Raw genomic sequence first — 20,972 nt, forward strand, 5'->3', positions numbered from 1 at the left:
CTACGCTTTGATCCTTACGCCTGCCGGATCGTACATCGGCTCGAGGTGGATCTTGGCCGGCGTCCTCTCCATTGCAACCACCAGTTCGTAGTCGCCCGAGGCGAGAAAATCGTCGCTGACCCCGTCGGCGTTGCGCACGTAGCCGTAGCCGATGGTCTTGCCCAGCGTATAGCCATAACCGCCGCTGGTGAGATAACCGACAGGCTCGCCATTGCGCAGGATGGTTTCGCGGCCGAGCAGCACGATCTCGGGGTCGTCGACCGTGAAGCCGGCAAAGCGTTTCTTCATTGCCGTGCCGCTGGTCTTCTCCAGCGCGCGCCGTCCGATGAAATCCGTGTTCTTGCGCAGCTTGACCGCCCAGCCGAGCCCGGCTTCCTGCGGCGTGTCGTTGGGCGTGATGTCGGAGCCCCAGGCACGATAGCCCTTTTCCAGCCGCAGCGATTCCAGTGCCCGGTAGCCGATCGGGCGGATGTCGTGCTTTTTGCCTGCCGCCATCAGCGCGTCGAAGACTTCGCCGGTGGCCGCGATGGGCACGTGCAGTTCCCAGCCCAACTCGCCGACATAGGTGACGCGAAGCGCCCGAATTGTGTGGCCGGCGATGGCAATCTCACGCACATGGCCGAACGGGAAGCTCACGTTTGAGACGTCGGCTTCGGTCACGGCCGAAAGCACGTCGCGCGCCCGAGGACCCATCAGCGACAGCGTGCCGAAATCCTCGGTGACATCGACGAGCCTGGCATCGAGCCCTTCGCCGATATGATCGCCGATCCATGAGGAATCATGCGTACGGAAGCCTGTGCCGGTGACGATGTAAAACTTCTCTTCGGCCAGCCGCGCCACCGTCAGATCGGCCTCGATGCCGCCGCGTGTGTTGAGAAGCTGCGTGTAGGTCAGCCGGCCGACCGGCTTGCTGACGTCGTTGGCGCAGACCCAGTCCAGCGCCTTCAGCGCATCGGGCCCGCTCAGCTCGTATTTGGCGAAGGAGGATTGATCGAAGATGCCGACTTTTTCGCGCGCATGCCGGTGTTCGTCGCCGACCGCCACAAACCAGTTCTGCCGGCCCATCGAATAGATGTCCTGCGGCTCGACGCCTTCGGGCGCGAACCAGTTAGGCCGTTCCCAGCCGAGCTTCGAGCCGAACACGGCATTTTGCTGTTTCAGCCTGTCGTAGAGCGGCGAGACGATGCGCGGCCTCCCGCTGGCATACTCCTCATGCGGAAAGCCGATCGTATAGTGTTTGCCATAGGCCTCCAGCGTGCGGTCGCAGACCCACTGACGGTCACGGTGCAAATTAGCAAAGCGCCTGATGTCGACCACCCACAGGTCGAGCGGTGCTTCGCCATCGACCACCCACTGCGCCAGCACCCAGCCGGCGCCGCCGCCCGAGGCGATGCCGAAGGCGTTGAAGCCGGCGCCGACAAACATGTTGGCGCATTCGGGCGCTGTGCCGAGAATGAAATTGCCGTCTGGCGTAAAACTCTCCGGCCCGTTGATCATCTGCTTGACGCCGACGGTTTCCAGTGCCGGCACGCGCGCGATCGCTTGGCTCATGTGCTGCTCGAAATGGTCGTAATCATCGTCGAACAGCCTGAATTCCCAATCATTGGGGACGTCACCGCCGGGGAGACCAGTAGCCCAGGCCTGCGGGTTCGGCTCATAGCCGCCCATCACCAGCCCGCCGACCTCTTCCTTGAAATAGGTGCGCCGGTCCGGATCGCGGATGGTCGGCGCGTCGGTCGCCAGTCCGTCGATCTTCTCGGTGATGATGTACTGGTGCTTCACCGGCTGCAGCGGCACGTTGATGCCGGCCATGGCGCCGACCTGCCGCGCCCACTGGCCGGCGCAGTTGACCACCTTGTCACAAGCAATGTCGCCCTTGTTGGTCTTCACCGCCGTGATGCGGCCGTCCTTCATTTCGAAGCCGATGACGCGGACATCCTCGAACAGTTTGGCGCCATGCATGCGCGCGCCCTTGGCCAGCGACTGCGTGATGTCGGAGGGGCTCGCCTGGCCATCGGTCGGCAGCCAGGAGGCGCCGACAAGATCGCCGGTTTCCATGAGCGGCCACATTGCCTTGACTTCCGCCGGTGATAGCAATTGCATGTCCATGCCGAAGCTTTTCGCCGTCGTCGCCAGCCTTTTGTACTCGGTCCAGCGGTCGGCATTGGTGGCGAGCCTGAGGCAGCCGGTCATCTTCCAGCCGGTGGCAAGGCCGGTCTCGGCCTCGAGGCCCTTGTAGAGGTCGACGGAGTATTTCAGCACGCGGGTGATCGAAGCCGACGAGCGCAACTGGCCGACAAGGCCGGCGGCATGCCAGGTCGAGCCCGAGGTCAGCTTGCCTTGTTCGAGCAGAACGACATCGGCCTTGTGGTCGCGCGCCAGATGATAAGCCGTCGAACAGCCGATGATGCCACCGCCGATGACGACGATGGCGGCCTGGGTCGGCAATGTCATGATTTCTGCATCCCGTACTTCGTTCTGTAGTTTTCCAGCGCCGTGTCGAGCCGGGCGAGGTTTTCCTCGGTGTAGGCGACGTAGTCGATACCGGGCGCGTCGAGATAGAGCTCGGACACCATGCTCCACATCGCCTCGCGCAGCAGCGAGGCGCATTGCATGGCCGCGTGCGAACGGCGGATCGCTTCGTCCGGTTCCTTCATGAAATAGGCGGTCAGGAAGGCGAAGGATTCCTCGTCGCTCATGCCGGCGTTGGAGGCGGCGCCTGCGAGGTCGAACATCGCCGTGTTGAAGCCGGCATATTCGAAGTCGATCAGCCACAGCCTGTTGCCGTCGTCGAGAATGTTGGCCGGCAACAGATCATTGTGGCCAAAGACGATCGGCAGCAGTTTCTGCGCGCGCTCCAGTTCGTCGGCCAGCGTCAGCAGGCGCGGCAGGTCGCTGCGCTTGCGGCTGCCGCCTTCTTCAAGCGTGCGCGCATAGTCGCGAATGACATGGAACACCCAGAACATGAAGCCGGCGCCGGAGACGTGACTGGGCATCTCCCGGTGAAAGGCGCGCATCAGGGCTGCGACGCGGCCAAGATTGGCGCGTACGTCCTCGGCGAGATAGGTCTTGGCGCCGAGAAACTCTGTGACCATGATGCCCGGTTCGGCATGGCGGACGGCCGGCGCGAAACCGGCGGCATGCGCCGCCCGCGCCGTCATCACCTCGCGCTCGCGAAAGACATGGTGGAACGGATAGTCCTTGCCGAAGCGCACGACGTGTCGTCCCGCCGCGTCCGTGACCACATAATTCGCGTTGCTCAGACCGCCGGGCAGCGGTGCGATCTCGATGCCACCGGTCCAGCAGGGCAGGGCGCGGATGCGGTCTTCGGCGGTCACGGAATCATCCCTGGTTTGCTGGGCTTCGACAAGGCGCCGTGAACAGCGCAACGACTGCGGGGAGAAACGTAAATAATCTCGTCGGTGCGGGACGCCAGGATCGGTATCCCGCACCGCACCGACGAGCCCCTTGGCCAGGTTTTTGAGCCCGGCATCCGCCCCCGCGGATCTGAAAATTCCTTGTACAGGCACGTTCCAAACGGCCTGATCGCTGAGTTGCGGCTCTGCCCCCAGTCGCAGATCTGAAGCCTGTTAATGTCTTTGATTTCACGCCAGGGTTTCCCGCTTGTCAATAAAAAGCTGTGACTTTTTTTGGGTATTTTGCCTGAAAGCATAAGGTAGTTCCTTTAAAAGCAATTGAATTACCTTAGAATCGGTCAAGAGCATCAGTTCGGGAAACCAGATGGCGCAGTCCAAACGACACGGCGAGATCCTGCGGCTCCTGCAGGAAGAGGGCACCGTCACCATCGCCAGTCTGGCCGACCGGCTGGGCGTGTCGCTCGAGACGGTGCGCCGCGACGTCAAGCCGCTGACCGGTGATGGCTCTGTCCTCAAGATGCATGGCGCCATCGGCCTGCCGTCAATGATCGGCGAAGCGCCGTTCGAGCGGCGCATGCGTGAGAACGCCGACGCCAAGCGCGTCATTGCCCGCATGGTCGCCGCCACCATCCGCGACGGGGAATCCATCATGCTCGACACCGGAACGACGACCTCGTTCCTTGCACGTGAACTGCTCGGCCACCGGCGCCTGACGGTCGTCACCAATTCCTCGGACATCGCCCGCACGCTGGCCACCATCAACGGCAACAAGGTCTATATGGCCGGCGGCGAGTTGCGCAGCGATTCCGGTGCTGCTTTCGGCGCCTCGGCGATCGATTTTGTCAGTCGCTTCTCGGTCAGTCACGCCATCATTTCCACCGGGGGCGTCGACGCGGTGATGGGCGTCATGGATTTTGATCTGGATGAGGCCGAGTTCGCCCGCATGGTGCTGTCGCGCGGCCAGCGGTCCCTCGTCATCACCGATCACTCGAAATTCGGCCGTCTTGGTCTGGTCCAGGTCTGCGGCTTCGACAGCTTTTCCGAACTCGCCACCGACCGCTCGCCGCCGCACGACCTGGCCGCCGCCCTTGCGCAGGCCGGCGCCCGGCTCAGCATCGCCGGCGCGGAAGCCGGGTTCTAGCCGAAGACCAGCGATTGGTGGGCGCAGACGCCCGCAAAGGTGCCACCCGATACTGCAAGGGCGATGTTGTGCATCGAACGTGCCGCGTCGCCGGCGGCGTAGACGCCGGGCACGGTCGTCTGCTGCCTGTCGTCGACTGATATCACCGGGCCGAGGAGGCCTTCGGTGAAGCCGCAGCCGAGCTGTTCGGCCAGCGGGCTGGCCATGATATTGCGCGGAGCGGTGAACACCGCCCTGACGCCGGCCTTTCTGCCGTCGTCGAGGTGGACGATCAATCCGCCGGAGCCGTCTTCCTCTAGCTCGGCAACGCTGGTGGGCTCAAACCGCACCTTTCGGCTCTCCAGCGCGCGCATCTGCTCTGTGTCAGGCTCGAACAGGCCATTGCCGAACAGCGTGACATCGCCCCAATCGGTGATCAGCTGTGCCTGATGCATGGACATCGGACCGGTTGCGAGCACGCCGAGCGGCCCGCCGGAAACTTCGTAGCCGTGGCAATAGGGGCAGTGCAGCACGCTCTTTCCCCAGAGCTCGGCAAGCCCGGCAACCTCCGGCAGGATATCGCGCACCCCAGTGGCCAGTACCAGCCGTGCCGCGCCGAATGTCTCGCCACCCTCGGTGGTGATTTCGAAATCGCTGCTGCCAGCGGCAAGGGCCTTGTCGGCGCGCCCGTCGACAACCCTGGCTGTCGGATAGGCCAGTAGTTGGCGCCTTGCGTCATCCAGGATTGCGCCGGGCGCGCGCCCGTCATGTCCGAGGAAGCCGTGCGAATGCTCGGCAAAGCGGTTGCGCGGCCGGCCGGCGTCGATCACCAGCACCTTGCGTCCTGCCCGCGCCACCTGGATGGCGGCGGACAGGCCGGCAAAGCTGCCGCCGACGACGGCAAGATCATACTGCATGGCTGGAGACTCCAATGAGGTCAAAACGGCGGCGGAAATCGGCGGTCAGGTCAGCCAGCGTGATGCGGCTCAGCTTCTCCGCCAGCAGCCTTTCGGCGGCGTTGCGAAAATCGTCGAGCACGGCGATCACCGCCTGCTCGACGAGGCAGCCGGGGCTTTCCGGATCGGTGCTGAACGGCAGCAGTGTCTCGCCAAGGGCGACGCTGATCTCGGCCAGGGATATTTTCTCGGGCGCCCGCCCGAGCAGCCAGCCGCCACCGTGCCCGCGCGACGAGGTGACGATGCCGGCGTCGCGCAAGCCTGCGATGGTGCGGCGGACCACCACCGGATTGGTGTGGATGAAGGTGGCAAGCTGCTCGGAGGTCAGCGCCTGTTCGGGCTTCTCGGCCATGTGGACGAGAATGTGCAGGGTAGAGGACAGTCGGCTGTTGCGCTTCATGTAACTTAGTTAGTTACGATTGGTGTCGATGTCAAACACGTCTCGTCCGCGCCGAGGCGCAATGTCCACGCAATCCATTCGCGGCAAACAGAACCAGTCGGTGCGCGATTCGCCTCGTATGCCGGCGCCAAGGCGTCGGACCCGACATATGCAACGGATTTCGGGTCCGACGCTGACTGCAGCAAACGCCACGCCGACCGATCGAAGCGTTGGATCCAGGATGGAGGTTGCCTGATGCTTTGTCTTTTCTCCAGAGATGGACCGTGGCACCGTTTGGTGTTGGCGTCACCATGTCGCTTCGCATGACGGGGCCGCTGGCAGCCATCCTCGGCTTCGGTCTGTTGGGCGTTTTCTGCCTCGCCTTCACCGAAAAGATCCTGCCAATTCCGCCCTCGCATGTGCTGCTGCTGTTCCTCGGCATGACGGCGGCGCCGGATGCTTCGACGCTGGCGATCCTGCTGATGGTGACGACGCTTGCGTCCGCCAGCGGCTGCCTTGTCTGGTATGCGGTCGGCCGCCGGGTTGGACCTGACCGTGCCGACAGGCTGGTCGAGCGTTTCGGCAAGTACGTGTTCCTGCGCCACGCGACCTACCGCAGGCTCGGCCAGGCCTATCGGCGCAATCACGTCCGGGTGTCCTTGCTGGCGCAGTTCATCCCGACTGTGCGCAATTACCTGCCGATCGCCGCCGGCGCGCTCTGCCTGCCCGCTTTGCCCTTCGCGGCCGCGACGCTGCTCGGCGCCACGTTCTGGAACGCGGGCTTTCTCACCACCGGCTATCTGCTGCGCGGCAGCGGCCGGGACTCCTTCACGGTGGGCCTGCGCATCATTGTCATCGTCGTGGCTCTGGAGACGGCATTCATGCTTGCGCTGCGCTATGGCCCCGCATGCCGGCGGCGCATCAAGTTGGCGCTCGGTTGAGCGCCAGCTCTCAGGTCATGGGATAAGCTCTGCAGTCGGCTTTCCTTCGTTCGGCCGCCGGTGTTTAGTCCGGACCATGGCTTTCACCATCCGCCAGCTGCAGTTTTTCATCGCCGTTGCCGAGCAAGGCACGGTCTCGGGCGCTGCGCAGAACCTCTCCATCTCGCAATCGTCGGTCACCGAAGCGATCAAGGAACTCGAAAGCGATCTCGGCGTCGAACTGTTCGAACGCCACCCGCGCGGCCTCAACATCACCCACAAGGGTCACCAGTTCCTGCGCCATGCGACGAAAATCCTCGCCGATGTTTCCGACGCGCGTCGCTCTTTCTCCGGCGAGCAGGCGGTGGCGGCCGGCCGGCTGCAGCTCGGTGTCACCTCGCTGGTCGCCGGCTATGTGCTGTCGGATCTGCTCGCCCGCTACCGCCGTGCCTATCCCGGCGTCGAGGTCTCTGCCATCGAGGACAATGGCGATTATCTCGAACACCTCCTGATCGGCGGCAAGCTCGACATTGCCGTCATGGTCACCTCCAATTTGCGCGACCGCACCGCGTTGCAGTCGGAAATCCTCGAAGTCTCGGCCTATCGGCTGTGGCTGCCGCTCGGTCATCCGCTCGTCGGCGCCGACATCATCAGCATTGGCGACATTGCCTCCGAAACGCTGATCATGCTGACCGTCGACGAGATCGAGGAGAATACCGGCAAGCTGCTGACGGCGATCGGCGCCAAGCCGCATGTCGCCTTCCGCACCCGTTCCGTGGAGGCCGTGCGCAGTCTGGTCGCCACCGGTGCTGGCGTGGCGCTGCTGCCCGATCTCGTCTACCGGCCCTGGTCGCTGGAAGGCGACCGCATCGAATCGCGCGATATTTCCGGCTCCTTGCCGGTGGTCCAGGTCGGCATGGTCTGGCGGCGCGGCTCCGGTCTGCCGCAGGCCGCGCGCGATTTCATCGGTCTTGCCCAGTCGCAACGGACGGTCCGCCAGCGTCCCTGAGAGACCGGCTGCACATCTATCGGAAAAACCGATATCGCCCTTCTGATAAATGAATTTGCGAAACCGGAATTTTCAAAGCATTTTCGGTTCAGGGACCAAAGCCGCCATCAGAGCGGCATCAAGCCCAACGGACGAACTGACAGTTTTCAGTCCGCGCGTGACCCCTAACGAAGACCGAAACCGGCTTTCAGGGTCAGGCGCCTAAATGGGAGATCGACAATGAATTCATTCCTGAAGTCATGCACTGCTCTGACGGTCGCGCTGACCTTTTCCGGTCAGGCCGTCGCCCAGGTCAAGGAACTTGGCAAGGGCGAAGGCCAGGTCAACATCGTTGCCTGGCCGGGCTACATCGAGCGCGGCGAAACCGACAAGGGCTATGACTGGGTGACCTCCTTCAAGAAGGAAACCGGCTGCAAGGTCAACGTCAAGACAGCCAACACCTCCGACGAGATGGTCTCGCTGATGAATGAGGGCGGCTTCGACCTCGTCACCGCTTCGGGCGATGCCTCGCTGCGCCTCGTTGCCGGCAAGCGCGTGCAGCCGATCAACACCGATCTCATCCCGAGCTGGAAGACGGTCGACGAGCGCCTCAAGGACGCGCCGTGGTTCACCGTCGGCGGCGCCCACTACGGCGTTCCCTACCAGTGGGGTCCCAACGTCCTGATGTACAACACCGACGTGTTCAAGGAGGCTCCCAAGAGCTGGAACATCGTCTTTGAGGAAATGAAGCTGCCGGACGGCAAGTCCAACAAGGGCCGCGTCCAGGCCTATGACGGGCCGATCCACATTGCGGATGCGGCCAACTATCTGATGTTCCACAAACCGGAACTCGGCATCAAGGATCCCTATGAACTGAACGAGGACCAGTACAAGGCGGCGCTCGAATTGCTGCGCGTCCAACGCACACTGGTTGGCCGCTATTGGCACGACGCCGCCATCCAGGTCGACGATTTCCAGAACGAAGGCGTCGTCGCTTCCGGCTCGTGGCCGTATCAGGTCAACACGCTGGTCGCCGCCAAGAAGCCGGTCGCTTCCACCATCCCGGAGGAGGGCGCCACCGGTTGGGCCGACACCACCATGATGGAGGCCGACGCCGCCAACCCCAACTGTGCCTATATGTGGATGGAACATTCGCTGTCGCCGAAGGTGCAGGGCGATGTCTCAGCCTGGTTCGGCTCACTGCCCGTCGTGCCCGCCGCCTGCAAGGGCAATGAGCTTTTGACCGACGAGGGTTGCAAGACCAACGGCTACGAGAACTTCGACAAGATCAAGTTCTGGAAGACGCCGGTGTCGAAATGCGCCACCCAGAACGATCAGTGCGTGCCCTACTATCGCTGGGTGTCGGACTATATCGGCGTCATCGGCGGACGATGAGCATCCTTACCCTCCCCCTTGTGGGGAGGGTCGACGCATAGCGTCTGGGTGGGGTCTGCTCGGCAGTTCGTGGCAGTGCCTGGCCCTTCGCAAGGCTCAGGCGTTCGAAGCTCGAAAAGCCAAGCAATTGGCTTTTCGTCCGCTATGCGGATCACTTCTCACCCCCACAAGGGGGAGATAGGACGTCGCGCGACATCAACACATCAAACCGGCAACGGACTGACAGCCCATGACCTCCGCCGTCTCCTTCCAGAAGGCCTCGCGCCATTTCGGCAGCGTGCGCGCCGTCGATGCGGTCGATCTCGAAATCGCGCCGGGGGAATTCTTCGCCATGCTCGGGCCGTCCGGTTCCGGCAAGACCACTTGCCTGCGCCTCATCGCCGGCTTCGAGCAGCCGACATCGGGCTCGATCTCGATCTTCGGCGACCGCGCCGAGGGCGTTCCGCCCTATCGCCGCAACGTCAACACCGTGTTTCAGGATTATGCGCTGTTCCCGCATCTGAACGTGCTCGACAACGTTGCCTACGGGCTGATGGTCAAGGGCGTCGGCAAGGCTGAGCGGCACAAGGCGGCGGAAGAGGCGCTGTCACTGGTGCGGCTGCCCGGCTATGGCGCCCGCCGGCCCGGCCAGCTTTCCGGTGGCCAGCGCCAGCGCGTGGCACTCGCCCGCGCGCTGGTCAACCAGCCAAAGGTGCTGCTGCTCGACGAGCCGCTCGGCGCGCTCGACCTCAAATTGCGCGAGAACATGCAGGAGGAGTTGAAGTCGCTGCAGAAGGCGCTCGGCATCACCTTCGTCTTCGTCACTCACGACCAGGGCGAAGCGCTGTCGATGGCCGACCGCGTCGCCGTCTTCAACGATGGCAAGATCATGCAGATCGGCACTCCGGAAGATATCTACCAGCGGCCGAGGACCCGCTTCGTCGCCGATTTCGTCGGCTCCTCCAACGTGCTGCCGCCGGATTTCGTGCAGCGCTATTCCGGCCAGCATCGCTGGGGGAGTCTCCGCCCCGAATCCATTCGCGTCGGCCGCGCGGCCAAGGGGGTCACAAGTGGTGAAGGCGTGTCGGCCCGCCTCGTCTCGACCAATTATCTCGGCGCCACGACAAAGCTGGCGCTCGACGCCGACGGGCTGCGGCTGCACGCCATCGTGCCGGCCGGCATCGCCTTGCCGGCAGAAGGCGAGGCGGTTGTGCTGACCTTCAACCGCGAGCACCTGCATCTGATGGACGAGCCGGCATGAGCCTCGACGCCGCCATGGTGCGTGCAACCGCTCCCGCCATCCTGCCGGGTAGCGGCGGTCTGCGCGGCGCTCTGTCGGACCTTTTCTGGCGCAAGCCGAAGGTCCTGTTGCTGCTCATGCTGCTGCCTCCGGTTTTGTGGCTGGGCATCGTCTATATCGGCTCGCTGTTTGCGCTGCTGGCGCAGAGCTTTTTCTCTATCGACGAGTTTTCCGGCCTCATCAACCGCGAGTTCACGCTCAAGACCTATGGCGATCTGTTCCAGGCTGCCAATCTCGACATCATCCTGCGCACGGTGACGATGGCGGCTCTGGTCACGCTGGCCTCGGCCGTCATCGCCTTCCCCATCGCCTACTACGCGGCGCGCTATGCGCGCGGCCGCTGGAAGGCCTTGTTCTATCTCGGCATCATGCTGCCGCTGTGGTCCAGCTATCTGGTCAAGATCTACGCCTGGAAGCTGATCCTGGCCAAGGAAGGCATCCTCACCTGGCTGCTCGCCAAGCTGCATTTGTTGTGGGTTCTCGACGCTTGGCTGTCGCTGCCGATCGTCGGCGGCAATTCCCTGTCGGTATCGTTCACCGGCACCTTCATCGTCTTCGTCTATGTCTGGCTGCCGTTCATGATCCTCCCCGTTCAGGCGGCGCTCGAGCGCGTGCCCGGCAATCTGGTCGAGGCCTCGTCCGACCTCGGCGCTTCACCGGGACAGACCTTCCGCAACGTGCTGTTTCCGTTGGCGCTGCCGGGCATCGTCGCCGGTTCGATCTTCACCTTCTCGCTGACGCTCGGCGATTACATCATCCCGCAGATCATCGGCACCTCGCGTCTGTTCATCGGCCAGGCGGTCTATTCGCAGCAAGGCACCGCCGGCAACATCCCGCTCGCCGCCGCCTTCACCGTGGTGCCGATCGTCATCATGGGCTTCTATCTCTGGGGCGCCAAGCGCATGGGGGCCTTCGATGCGCTCTGATGGTTCCCAGTCGGCTCCGCTCGGCCTGAAGATTGCCGCCGCCTGCGGGCTGCTGTTCCTGCACCTGCCGATCCTGCTGATCTTCGTCTATGCCTTCACCACCGAAGAGAAGAGTTTCGTCTGGCCGCCGCCAGGGCTGACGACGCAGTGGTTCGCCGTGACCTGGAACCGGCCAGATGTCTGGCAGGCGCTGTCGCTGTCGGTCAGGGTGGCCGCGATTTCGACGGCGATCGCGCTCATCCTCGGCACGCTCTGTTCGGCGGCGGTGTCGCGGACAAGATTCTTCGGCCGCGAAACCATCTCGCTGCTGGTCATCCTGCCGATCGCGCTGCCCGGCATCATCACCGGCATTGCGCTGCGCTCGGCCTTTTCGCTGGCCGACATCCCGTTCTCGTTCTGGACGATCGTGCTTGGCCACGCCACCTTCTGCGTGGTCGTCGTCTACAACAACGCCGTCGCCCGTTTCCGCCGCACTTCCGGTTCGATGATCGAGGCTTCGATGGATCTCGGCGCCGACGGTTTTCAGACCTTCCGCCATGTCGTGCTGCCCAACATCGCCACGGCGCTGCTTGCCGGCGGCATGCTGGCCTTCGCGCTGTCCTTCGACGAGGTCATCGTCACCACCTTCACCGCCGGTCAGCAGCAGACGCTGCCGATCTGGATGCTGGAAGAACTGATCCGTCCGCGCCAGCGCCCGGTCACCAATGTCGTTGCCATGGTCGTCATGCTGGTGACGTTGCTGCCGATCCTTGCCGCTTATTACCTCACCCGTGACGGCGACCAGATCGCTGGAAGCGGGAAATGAAAAACAGCGAATAGGGAGTAGCGAATAGGGATCGACGGTCAAACCCTACTCGCTTTCAGCTACTCGCTACTCGCTACTCGCTTCTGTAAAGGGAGAAACCTTATGGACACCCAGATGCTGATCGGCTCGAAATTCGAGAAGGGCACCGAGACCGAGGAGCCGATCCTCAATCCAAAGACCGGGGCGACCATCCTCAACCTGCCCGAGGCCAGCCAGGCGCAGATCGAGGCGGCGGTCACTGCTGCCGAACAGGCGTTCGTCTTGTGGTCGCGCACCACGCCGGCGCAGCGCTCCGGCTATTTGCTGAAGATCGCCGACCGCATCGAAGCCGACGCGAAGGAGTTCGCCACGCTCGAGGCGCTCAACTGCGGCAAGCCGATCAACGCCGTGCTCAATGACGAAATCCCGGCGATCGTCGATTGCTACCGCTTCTTCGCCGGCGCCGTCCGTTCGATGCCGGGCGTCGTCGCTGGCGAATACATTCCCGGCCACACCTCGATGGTCCGTCGCGATGCCATTGGCATCGTCGCTTCCATCGCGCCGTGGAACTATCCGCTGATGATGATGGCCTGGAAGCTGGCGCCGGCGATCGCCGGCGGCAACACCGTCGTCTTCAAACCGTCCGAGCAGACACCGCTGACGGCGCTGAAGCTGGCAAAAATCCTTGCGGACATCCTGCCCGAAGGCGTCGTCAATGTCGTGCTCGGCCGCGGCGACAGCGTCGGCAACACGCTGATCAATCATCCCAAGGTCAACATGATCTCGATCACCGGCGATGTCGCCACCGGCAAGAAGGTGCTGCAGGCGGCCGCCAAGTCGGTCAAGCGCACGCATCTCGAGCTCGGCGGCAAGGCGCCGGTCATCGTCTTCGACGACGCCGACCTCGGCGCCGTGGTCAACGGCCTGCGTGCCTTCGGCTATTACAATGCCGGCCAGGACTGCACCGCCGCCTGCCGCATCTACGCCGGCAAGAAGATCTACGACAAGCTCGTCGCCGATCTCTCCTCGGCCGTCTCGACCATCAAGTACGACCGCCCCGACGATACCGAAAACGAAATCGGCCCGCTGATCTCGCGCCGCCAGCGCGACCGCGTCTCGAGCTTCGTCGAGCGCGCCTCGGAACTGAAACACATCGAGATCACCACCGGCGGCAAGCCGGGCGAGGGCTCCGGCTTCTACTACCAGCCGACCGTCGTCGCCGGCGCGCTGCAGGAAGATGAGATCGTGCGCCGCGAAGTGTTCGGCCCGGTCGTCTCGGTTACTCGTTTTTCGGAAGTCGACGAGGCGGTGAACTGGGCCAATGACAGCGACTACGGCCTGGCGTCATCCGTATGGACCAAGGATGTCTCGCGCGCCATGGCGACGGCCGCCCGCCTGCAATATGGCTGCACCTGGATCAACACCCACTTCATGCTGACCAACGAGATGCCGCATGGCGGGTTGAAGCAGTCCGGCTACGGCAAGGACATGTCGCTCTACGCACTGGAGGATTACACCGCCGTGCGGCATGTGATGGTTGCGCATGGCTAGTTTTGCCTTGTCCCCTTGTGGGAGAAGGTGGATCGGCGCGTAGCGCCGAGACGGATGAGGGGTGTTCCAGCTTGACGCCAGCTTACCCCTCACCCGGGTTGCCAACCGATTTGTGAAGGACAAATCGGGGCAATCCGACCTCTCCCACAAGAGGAGAGGTAAGACCGCAGACCACTACTCCACGATGCGATAGATATTCCACAGGCTGGTGCCAGACACGACATAGGGCTCGATCTCCTTGCCCCATTTCGCGTGCGCGTCGATCTTGCCGATCTTGGCGAAGAACGCCTCCAACTGGGCCAGGCTTTCGACCTGGTGATGGGACTCGACCGTCGCCTCCCGCGCGCCGATCGAACCGGTCATGATCTGGAATTCCAGCTCGTCGAGGCCGACCTGTGACCCGATCTCGCGTTCCCATTTCTTCAACAGATCGAGCACGGTCTGCTTGTGTCCGAACTTGGCGTCGATCTGCCATCTGGCGCTGAACATCGTCTTCTCCTCCAGGTTTGCGGCCCAGGCCGCGGTTGATCCACGGTTGTTGATCTACTCGTCCCAGGCCTGCACGACGGTCTGTCTTGCGATCCGACCGTTCTTCAGCTCCAGCATCGCTGCGCAGAACACCTTGGTCCCGTCCGGATAGGCGCAGGCCTGGGTGAAGGCGAGGCTGTCGCCGTCGGCGATGGTGGTGTCGACCTTGTGGGTCATCGCCCGGCTGCAGATGTCGTCCCAGAATGTGGTGATCGCGGCGCGCCCGCGGATTTCACGCGGCTTGCTCGGCGGGTTGTTGCGGTCGATCACCCGCACCAGCGCGTCTTCGGCATAGAAGCTCGACAGCATCTTGCCGTCACGGGTTTCGATCGCCTTCTTGATCGCGGCGCCGTCCACTGTTTGGGTCTTGGTCAGCATTTCATCCTCCATTGGCCCGTCTTCCGACCGGGCGGTTGATGGTCGATGTGCCGTCCGGCGCTCATCGCCGGGCAGTGGTTCTTACTGCGACTTCGCCTTGACGGCCGCGAATACGTCGTCGGTCTGCTTCTTGAAGGTCGTCAGATCGACCTGGCTGCCGTTGAGCATCGTCGACCAATGGCGCACGATGGCGGACATCGCCACCGCCTCCTTGATCTCCTCGTCGCTGGCGCCGTTGAGCTTGGCCGCCTCGGTGTGGAAATAGATGCAGTACTGGCATGGGATCTGCGCCGCGACGGCGAGGCCCAAAAGTTCCTTGGTCTTGCCGTCAAGCGCCGTCTTCGGGTTGAGCTGCACGCCCTTAATCTCGGCCCAGGCGCCGGCGACGGCCACATCCGGCAGGGTCTTGAACATGTCCGGCACCGAGCCGAGCGTTGCCTCGATGTCCTTGTAGGCGGCCGCCGCGGACGCGTCCTCGGCCTTTGCGGGAGAGATGGCGAACAACGCGCCAACGCTTGCAGCGATCACAAGCAATTTGAGTGTCCGGTTCGACTTCAGCATTTCCTCCTCCGTTCGCAGCGCCTTTCCCAGCGACATCCGCCTAGCCTGCGTGGAGAGAATTGATAGCGCTTACCCGCCCATGGCCGCTTCGCCCGAAAGCGCCATGGCTCTCATGGCCCGTGCGGGCCAGGGTGCCTGGCCGAAAACGCCGCCGCCGCCGCCCGCGACGGCAGATCCAGCTTGAGCAGTATGTTGGCGACATGGCGCTTGACCGTGTGTTCGCTCAGCCGCAATTCGGCGGCGATCGCGGCATTGCTCTTGCCGTCGGCGACGAGGCTCACCACCTCGCTTTCGCGCGCCGTCAATGCGGCCGGCTCGGCGGTCTTGGGTTTGGGCCGGCAGGCGGGTTCCAGATGCTGTTCGGACGTCGCATGGACCAGCGCCAGCGGCTGTTCCAGCTCGTCGACACTGATGCGCCCGGCGTCGGTGAAATGCAGGCCCGACCCAGCCGCCAGATCGGCGATCAGACGCGACGCGATAATGTCGCCGCGGCCGGCATGGGCGGCCAGTTGCATTGCCACCCGCGCCGTCGTCCCAACGGGTGGACCGCGCACTTCGATCTCGCCGACATGCGCCCCTTGCGCGCTTGCCACGCCGATTTCCTGCGCCGCCTCGCGCAGCGCTGCCGCGCAGCGTATGGCGCGTGCCGGGCCGTCGAAGCGCGAAATCATCAACTCGCCATGCAGGCCCACAGAGCGCCCGCCATGGCGCCCGACCAGCAGCCGCCAGGTTTCCTGGAAGCGTTGGCTGCGTTCGCTCCACATCCGGTCGCCGAGCCGTGCCGTATCGTAGATGCGTGTCACCAGCAGTGCGGCCAGCACGCGGTCTACTTCGCCCACGGCGCGTTCGCCGGTCAGGAATTCCTCGATCAGGTCGGCCACCCCATCGACATCGCCGGTCCAGATCGGATGGTCGCGTCCGGGAATCTCGACCAGCCGGGCGCCGGGGATCTTCTGTGCAAGGAAGCGGCTGGCATCGGGGTCGACCCGCGCATCGTTGCGGCGATGGATTACAAGCGTCGGCGCGCTGATCACGCTCAGGATATGGCGGATGTCGACGTCGGCGTTCATGCGCGCCAGCGCCGCCGCCGCCGTCGGGCTCGCCGACAATCGTTCGAAACGTGCCCACCACTGGGCGAAATGCGCGTCGTCCACCCGGCTCGGCGCGAAATGGGGCAGCGTGGCGCCAGTGCCCCAGGCTGTCTCCGCCATCTCGATGAAAGCGTCGAGGCGTTCGGGCGACATCACCCATTTGTGGAAATGCGCATAGCCGCCATAGAGCGCCAGCGCCCGTGTCCGCTCCGGATAGGTGGCGGCGAACAGCATCGCCATCGGTGCGCCTTCGGAGGAGCCGAGCAGCGCCGCACGGCCGCTGCCGGCGGCGTCCATTACCGCGCGCACATCGTCTATCCGCGTCTCGAGACTGGGCAGGTTATGCGCGTCGACACGGTCGGACAGGCCGGTGCCGCGCTTGTCGAACAGGATCAGCCGAGAGAACGCCGAAAGCCGCTTCAAGAGCCTGGTGTAGCCCTCGTCTTCCCAGTGCAGGTCGAGGTTGGAAATGAAGCCCGGCACGAAGACGAGATCGAACGATCCCTGCCCGACCACCTGATAGGCGATCCGCACATCGCCGCTACAGGCGTATCGCGTCTCGATCGGCCTCACGAGATTTCCACCCCGGCCTGACGATTTCTGGTCGTCAAACCATAGCAGAACAGCGCAGATTGCGGCAGCTTAAACTTTAGCGATTGTGAATGTAAGCTGGCGCGGCTTGGCGGCTATTCCTGCGAGGCGGCGACGTCGGCAGGGGAGGGCTTGAGCCCGAGTTTGAGGTCGGCCGCAGCCGGCGTGATCGGTCGCTTGATCCTGGCGGAGGCGGCCACCACCAACTCGTTGAAGTTCCCGGTGCCGTCGTCCAGCATTTCGAAGAACTGCCGCCGCATCCTCGGCTCCCAGAACTTGTTGATGTGCTCGGCGACGCCGGCAATGCCTTCCTCGCGCGGCTTGGAATGGAAGAAGTCGGCGATCTGGTTTGCCATGCGCACCAGCTTCTCGGCGGTGCTCATAATGTGTTCTTCGTCATGCGACATGCTTGGCAACTCCGCAAACCACCCGGTCGGGGTGGGTGAAAATATCAAAATCGTCGCCGCGAACCAGCGCCACCAGCGTCATGCCGGACTCTTGCGCCGTGCGGATGGCAAGGGCGGTCGGCGCCGAGACGGCGATGATGAAGGCCGAACCGATAGAAGCCGTCTTCTGCACCATTTCGACCGAAACCCTGGATGTCACCACGACAGCACCGGATGCACCATCGATGCCGGCTTTGGCCAGCGCACCGGCCAGCTTGTCGAGCGCGTTGTGACGGCCGACATCTTCGCGTGCCATGACGATGCCCTTACCAGGCACATAGAAGCCGGCGGCGTGCACGGCTCCGGTCTCAGTGTGCAGCGGCTGCACTTTCGACAAAAGCTTGACCGAACGGACGATATCGTTGGCATCAAGCGTAAGCTTTGACACACCAACCGCGTCGACCGAACGCATCGCTTCCTCGATCGATTCGATGCCGCAGAGCCCGCAGCCGACCGGACCCGCGAGCCTTCGCCGCCGCGCTTCGAAGCGCGTGTTGGCTCGGTCCTTCAGCCGGATCTGGATGTCGATGCCGGCGCCATGGTCCTCGACCTCGATGGCTTCGATCTCCTCCGGCGCAGCTACAATGCCCTCGGTCAGCGAGAAGCCAAGCGCGAAATCCTCGAAATCGGCCGGGCTTGCCATCATCACCGCATGCGTGGTGCCGGCAAAAGAGAACGCCACCGGCGTCTCTTCCGGCACCATGCGGTTCGCCGTAGCAGTGCCGCTGGCGCGGTGCGCCAGCCGCGATACCTGCGTCGTGGCTTTGCGCCGCGCGCTCAAGGCTACTCCGCCGCCTGCAAAGACGCGATGCGCCGGCTCTGCTTGGCTTGCTCGTCATAGTCGCGCTGCCATTCCGACGGCCCATTGGAGGCGCCGACCTGCACCGCCGTCACCTTGTATTCCGGGCAGTTGGTCGCCCAGTCGGAGAAGTCGGTGGTGATCACGTTGGCCTGCGTGTCCGGATGGTGGAACGTCGTGTAGACCACGCCGGGCGACACCCGGTCGGTGATCAGCGCGCGCAGCGTCGTCTCGCCCGAGCGGCTGGTCAGCCGGACCCAGTCGCCGTCGCGCAAGCCGCGGTTCTCGGCATCGTGCGGATGAATCTCCAGCCGGTCCTCCGAATGCCACATGCTGTTATCGGTGCGCCTGGTCTGCGCGCCGACATTGTACTGCGACAGGATGCGGCCGGTGGTGAGCAGCAGCGGGAAGCGCGGCCCCGTCCTTTCGTCCGTCGCCACATATTCGGTACGGATGAACTTGCCCTTGCCGCGCACGAACCCGTCGATATGCATGATCGGGGTGCCGAGCGGCGCCTTCTCGTTGCAGGGCCATTGCACGGACCCGACACGGTCGAGCAGCTCGAAGGAGACGCCGGCGAAGCTCGGCGTGGTCATCGCGATCTCGTCCATGATTTCGGAGGGATGCTTATAGTTCCAGTCCAGCCCGATCGCGCGGGCAAGCTCCTGCGTCGCCTCCCAATCGGCGTAGCGCGCCTTCGGCTCAAGAACCTTGCGCACCATGTTGATGCGGCGCTCGGCGTTGGTGAAGGTGCCGTCCTTCTCCAGGAAGGTCGAGCCCGGCAGGAAGACATGCGCGTAGTTCGCCGTCTCGTTGAGGAAGAGGTCGTGCACGACGACGCATTCCATCGCGGCAAGGCCGGCTGCGACATGCTTGGTGTCGGGATCGGACTGCAGAATGTCTTCGCCCTGGATGTAGATGCCCTTGAAGCTGCCGTCGACGGCGGCGTCCAGCATGTTGGGGATGCGCAGGCCGGGTTCGTCGTCCAGCTTCACGCCCCACAAGGTCTCGTAGATATCGCGCACGGCTTCGCCGGAGATGTGGCGATAGCCCGGCAGTTCGTGCGGGAAGGAACCCATGTCGCAGGAGCCCTGCACGTTGTTCTGGCCGCGCAGCGGGTTCACGCCGACGCCGGGCCGGCCGATATTGCCGGTGGCCATGGCGAGATTGGCGATTGCCATCACAGTGGTCGAACCCTGGCTGTGTTCCGTCACGCCCAGGCCGTAATAGATGGCACCGTTGCCGCCGGTGGCGTAGAGGCGGGCCGCCCCGCGGATCAGCTCGGGATCGACGCCGGACAATTTGCCGACGGTTTCGGGGCTGTTTTCCGGCAAGGCGACGAACGATGCCCAATCCTGGAACTCCGTCCAGTCGCAACGTTCGCGGATGAAGGCTTCGTCGAACAAGCCCTCGGTGACGATCACATGCGCCAGCGCCGTCAGCACGGCCACATTGGTGCCGGGCTTCAGCGGCAGGTGGTAATCCGCTTCGATATGGGCCGACTTGACCATCTCGGTGCGGCGCGGATCGAGCACGATCAGCTTGGCGCCCTGACGCAGCCGCTTCTTGAGCCGCGAGGCGAACACCGGGTGAGCGGAAGCCGGATTGGCGCCGATGATGACGGCGACGTCGGTGAAGTCGACGGAATCGAAATCCTGCGTGCCGGCAGACGTGCCATATGTCTGGCCGAGCCCGTAGCCCGTCGGCGAATGGCAGACGCGTGCGCAGGTGTCGACATTGTTGTTGCGGAAACCCTGCCGCACCATCTTCTGGACGAGGTAGGTTTCCTCATTGGTGCAGCGCGACGAGGTGATGCCGCCGATCGCGGTGCGTCCGTACTGGTACTGGATGCGGCGGAATTCCTTGGCGGTATGGGCGATCGCCTCTTCCCAGCTTACTTCGCGCCACGGATCGGTGACCTTTTCGCGGATCATCGGCGACAGGATGCGGTCCTTGTGGGTGGCGTAGCCATAGGCGAAACGGCCCTTCACGCAGGAATGGCCGTGGTTCGCCTTGCCCTCCTTGTAGGGCATCATGCGAACGACTTCGTCACCCTTCACCTCGGCCTTGAACGAGCAGCCGACGCCGCAATAGGCGCAGGTGGTGACGGCCGAGCGCTCCGGCAGGCCCTTGGCAAGCACCGTCTTCTCACGCAGCGCATCGGTCGGGCAGGCCTGGACGCAGGCGCCGCAGGACACGCATTCCGAATCGATGAACGCCTCGTGCATTCCCGCCGAAACCCGGGATTCGAAGCCGCGTCCCTCGATGGTCAGCGCAAACGTGCCCTGCACTTCTTCGCACGCCCGCACGCAGCGCGAGCAGACGATGCATTGCGAGGCATCATAGGTGAAATAGGGGTTGGATTCGTCGCGGGCGATGTAATCGACTGCCAGCGAGCCATGGCCGGGCGCCACGCCACCTTCCGGCTTGACGTGGTTGCGGCCCTCGATGCCGTAGCGGTTCTCGGTCAGGCCGATCGACTTCGCCACCGCGTCGAACTCGCTGGCGCCGGTTCCGGCCTGTTCGTTCCAGCCGGTCGGATGGTCGGAGACGTAGAGCTCCATGACGCCACGGCGAATGGCATCGAGCCGCTCGGTCTGCGTGCGCACGATCATGCCTTCGCCGACAGGCGTCGTGCAGGATGCCGGCGTGCCGCCGCGTCCTTCGATCTCCACAAGGCAGACACGGCACGAACCGAAGGAGTCCAGCATGTCGGTGGCGCAGAGCTTCGGGATCTCGACCCCGCCCTCCATCGCGGCACGCATGATCGAGGTGCCTTCCGGCACGGTGATGCTGCGCCCGTCGACGTTCAGCGTGACCTGCTTCTGCGCCTTCGATTGCGGGGTTCCGTAGTCGATCTCTTCGACGAGGGAGGGGAAGTCGGCCTTGATGTTCATCTGCCA

The 20,972-nt window shown here is 63.8% G+C and carries 18 protein-coding genes and 2 pseudogenes; 8 read left to right on the forward strand and 12 right to left on the reverse strand.

Annotated features, from left to right (window positions below; translation table 11 throughout):
• Positions 1 to 2,454 (reverse strand): FAD-dependent oxidoreductase, encoded by a 2,454-nt coding sequence (locus LB559_RS08070; RefSeq protein ID WP_224673742.1) that lies wholly within the window; start codon positions 2,452 to 2,454, stop codon positions 1 to 3.
• Positions 2,451 to 3,338 (reverse strand): phosphotransferase, encoded by an 888-nt coding sequence (locus LB559_RS08075; RefSeq protein ID WP_224618471.1) that lies wholly within the window; start codon positions 3,336 to 3,338, stop codon positions 2,451 to 2,453. Before LB559_RS08075 ends, LB559_RS08070 begins: the two co-directional genes overlap by 4 nt.
• A gap of 403 nt (positions 3,339 to 3,741) precedes the next feature.
• On the opposite strand from LB559_RS08075, the gene LB559_RS08080 reads away from it, so the two are divergent.
• A complete protein-coding gene (locus LB559_RS08080) occupies positions 3,742 to 4,518 on the forward strand; it encodes a DeoR/GlpR family DNA-binding transcription regulator (RefSeq protein WP_013528029.1) in 777 nt (258 codons plus the stop codon).
• On the opposite strand, the gene LB559_RS08085 is transcribed toward LB559_RS08080, so the two are convergent.
• Positions 4,515 to 5,414 (reverse strand): NAD(P)/FAD-dependent oxidoreductase, encoded by a 900-nt coding sequence (locus LB559_RS08085; protein WP_063169920.1) that lies wholly within the window; start codon positions 5,412 to 5,414, stop codon positions 4,515 to 4,517. The genes LB559_RS08080 and LB559_RS08085 overlap by 4 nt on opposite strands.
• Positions 5,404 to 5,853, reverse strand: a complete 450-nt coding sequence (locus tag LB559_RS08090) for an RrF2 family transcriptional regulator (protein ID WP_063169921.1) — start codon at positions 5,851 to 5,853, stop codon at positions 5,404 to 5,406. Before LB559_RS08090 ends, LB559_RS08085 begins: the two co-directional genes overlap by 11 nt.
• A gap of 263 nt (positions 5,854 to 6,116) precedes the next feature.
• On the opposite strand from LB559_RS08090, the gene LB559_RS08095 reads away from it, so the two are divergent.
• The 7 genes from LB559_RS08095 (at position 6,117) to LB559_RS08125 (ending at position 13,675) form a co-directional block, all read left to right on the forward strand.
• Positions 6,117 to 6,773, forward strand: coding sequence for a DedA family protein (locus LB559_RS08095; protein WP_081714289.1), 657 nt, complete (start codon positions 6,117 to 6,119; stop codon positions 6,771 to 6,773).
• 76 nt (positions 6,774 to 6,849) lie between these two features.
• Positions 6,850 to 7,761 (forward strand): LysR substrate-binding domain-containing protein, encoded by a 912-nt coding sequence (locus tag LB559_RS08100; RefSeq protein WP_013528025.1) that lies wholly within the window; start codon positions 6,850 to 6,852, stop codon positions 7,759 to 7,761.
• Between the two features lie 219 nt (positions 7,762 to 7,980).
• Entirely contained in the window at positions 7,981 to 9,135 is a 1,155-nt protein-coding gene (locus tag LB559_RS08105) for an ABC transporter substrate-binding protein (protein ID WP_224673743.1), read from the forward strand.
• A 229-nt stretch (positions 9,136 to 9,364) separates the two neighbouring features.
• Positions 9,365 to 10,375 (forward strand): ABC transporter ATP-binding protein, encoded by a 1,011-nt coding sequence (locus tag LB559_RS08110; protein WP_224673744.1) that lies wholly within the window; start codon positions 9,365 to 9,367, stop codon positions 10,373 to 10,375.
• A 14-nt stretch (positions 10,376 to 10,389) separates the two neighbouring features.
• The gene (locus tag LB559_RS08115) at positions 10,390 to 11,340 is read left to right on the forward strand and encodes an ABC transporter permease (protein ID WP_196815398.1); all 951 of its coding nucleotides are present in this window, start codon (positions 10,390 to 10,392) and stop codon (positions 11,338 to 11,340) included.
• The gene (locus LB559_RS08120) at positions 11,330 to 12,145 is read left to right on the forward strand and encodes an ABC transporter permease (protein WP_024503371.1); all 816 of its coding nucleotides are present in this window, start codon (positions 11,330 to 11,332) and stop codon (positions 12,143 to 12,145) included. The genes LB559_RS08115 and LB559_RS08120 overlap by 11 nt, the downstream gene beginning before the upstream one ends.
• A 102-nt stretch (positions 12,146 to 12,247) precedes the next feature.
• Positions 12,248 to 13,675: a gamma-aminobutyraldehyde dehydrogenase gene (locus LB559_RS08125; RefSeq protein WP_013528020.1), complete on the forward strand. Its 1,428-nt coding sequence runs from the start codon at positions 12,248 to 12,250 to the stop codon at positions 13,673 to 13,675.
• 174 nt (positions 13,676 to 13,849) lie between these two features.
• Here LB559_RS08125 and LB559_RS08130 read toward each other — a convergent pair whose 3' ends face one another.
• The 8 genes and pseudogenes from LB559_RS08130 to LB559_RS33105 all read right to left on the reverse strand — a co-directional run.
• Entirely contained in the window at positions 13,850 to 14,164 is a 315-nt protein-coding gene (locus LB559_RS08130) for a hypothetical protein (protein ID WP_013528019.1), read from the reverse strand.
• 54 nt (positions 14,165 to 14,218) lie between these two features.
• A complete protein-coding gene (locus tag LB559_RS08135) occupies positions 14,219 to 14,581 on the reverse strand; it encodes a nuclear transport factor 2 family protein (RefSeq protein WP_024503372.1) in 363 nt (120 codons plus the stop codon).
• 81 nt (positions 14,582 to 14,662) lie between these two features.
• The gene (locus LB559_RS08140) at positions 14,663 to 15,142 is read right to left on the reverse strand and encodes a carboxymuconolactone decarboxylase family protein (RefSeq protein ID WP_013528017.1); all 480 of its coding nucleotides are present in this window, start codon (positions 15,140 to 15,142) and stop codon (positions 14,663 to 14,665) included.
• 110 nt (positions 15,143 to 15,252) lie between these two features.
• Positions 15,253 to 16,806, reverse strand: coding sequence for an alpha/beta fold hydrolase (locus LB559_RS08145; protein ID WP_024503373.1), 1,554 nt, complete (start codon positions 16,804 to 16,806; stop codon positions 15,253 to 15,255).
• Between the two features lie 113 nt (positions 16,807 to 16,919).
• Positions 16,920 to 17,231, reverse strand: coding sequence for a formate dehydrogenase subunit delta (locus tag LB559_RS08150; protein WP_013528015.1), 312 nt, complete (start codon positions 17,229 to 17,231; stop codon positions 16,920 to 16,922).
• A complete protein-coding gene (fdhD, locus tag LB559_RS08155) occupies positions 17,221 to 18,051 on the reverse strand; it encodes a formate dehydrogenase accessory sulfurtransferase FdhD (RefSeq protein ID WP_224673745.1) in 831 nt (276 codons plus the stop codon). Before fdhD ends, LB559_RS08150 begins: the two co-directional genes overlap by 11 nt.
• Before the next feature lie 2 nt (positions 18,052 to 18,053).
• Positions 18,054 to 20,543, reverse strand: a pseudogene (gene fdhF, locus LB559_RS08160) (formate dehydrogenase subunit alpha); the annotation flags it as partial.
• Positions 20,544 to 20,602: 59 nt separating this feature from the next.
• Positions 20,603 to 20,966: pseudogene (locus LB559_RS33105) on the reverse strand (2Fe-2S iron-sulfur cluster-binding protein); the annotation flags it as partial.
• Positions 20,967 to 20,972: the final 6 nt, after the last annotated feature.

This window comes from Mesorhizobium sp. BR1-1-3, from assembly GCF_020165455.1.
Classification (GTDB): domain Bacteria; phylum Pseudomonadota; class Alphaproteobacteria; order Rhizobiales; family Rhizobiaceae; genus Mesorhizobium; species Mesorhizobium ciceri.

Bases quoted from the DNA above. Each gene is read 5' to 3' on its own strand.
- LB559_RS08070 (WP_224673742.1), bottom strand. From the start codon at position 2,454: ATGACATTGCCGACCCAGGCCGCCATCGTCGTCATCGGCGGTGGCATC.
- LB559_RS08080 (WP_013528029.1), top strand. From the start codon at position 3,742: ATGGCGCAGTCCAAACGACACGGCGAGATCCTGCGGCTCCTGCAGGAA.
- LB559_RS08085 (WP_063169920.1), bottom strand. From the start codon at position 5,414: ATGCAGTATGATCTTGCCGTCGTCGGCGGCAGCTTTGCCGGCCTGTCC.
- LB559_RS08090 (WP_063169921.1), bottom strand. From the start codon at position 5,853: ATGAAGCGCAACAGCCGACTGTCCTCTACCCTGCACATTCTCGTCCAC.
- LB559_RS08100 (WP_013528025.1), top strand. From the start codon at position 6,850: ATGGCTTTCACCATCCGCCAGCTGCAGTTTTTCATCGCCGTTGCCGAG.
- LB559_RS08105 (WP_224673743.1), top strand. From the start codon at position 7,981: ATGAATTCATTCCTGAAGTCATGCACTGCTCTGACGGTCGCGCTGACC.
- LB559_RS08110 (WP_224673744.1), top strand. From the start codon at position 9,365: ATGACCTCCGCCGTCTCCTTCCAGAAGGCCTCGCGCCATTTCGGCAGC.
- LB559_RS08115 (WP_196815398.1), top strand. From the start codon at position 10,390: ATGGTGCGTGCAACCGCTCCCGCCATCCTGCCGGGTAGCGGCGGTCTG.
- LB559_RS08120 (WP_024503371.1), top strand. From the start codon at position 11,330: ATGCGCTCTGATGGTTCCCAGTCGGCTCCGCTCGGCCTGAAGATTGCC.
- LB559_RS08125 (WP_013528020.1), top strand. From the start codon at position 12,248: ATGGACACCCAGATGCTGATCGGCTCGAAATTCGAGAAGGGCACCGAG.
- LB559_RS08130 (WP_013528019.1), bottom strand. From the start codon at position 14,164: ATGTTCAGCGCCAGATGGCAGATCGACGCCAAGTTCGGACACAAGCAG.
- LB559_RS08135 (WP_024503372.1), bottom strand. From the start codon at position 14,581: ATGCTGACCAAGACCCAAACAGTGGACGGCGCCGCGATCAAGAAGGCG.
- LB559_RS08140 (WP_013528017.1), bottom strand. From the start codon at position 15,142: ATGCTGAAGTCGAACCGGACACTCAAATTGCTTGTGATCGCTGCAAGC.
- LB559_RS08150 (WP_013528015.1), bottom strand. From the start codon at position 17,231: ATGTCGCATGACGAAGAACACATTATGAGCACCGCCGAGAAGCTGGTG.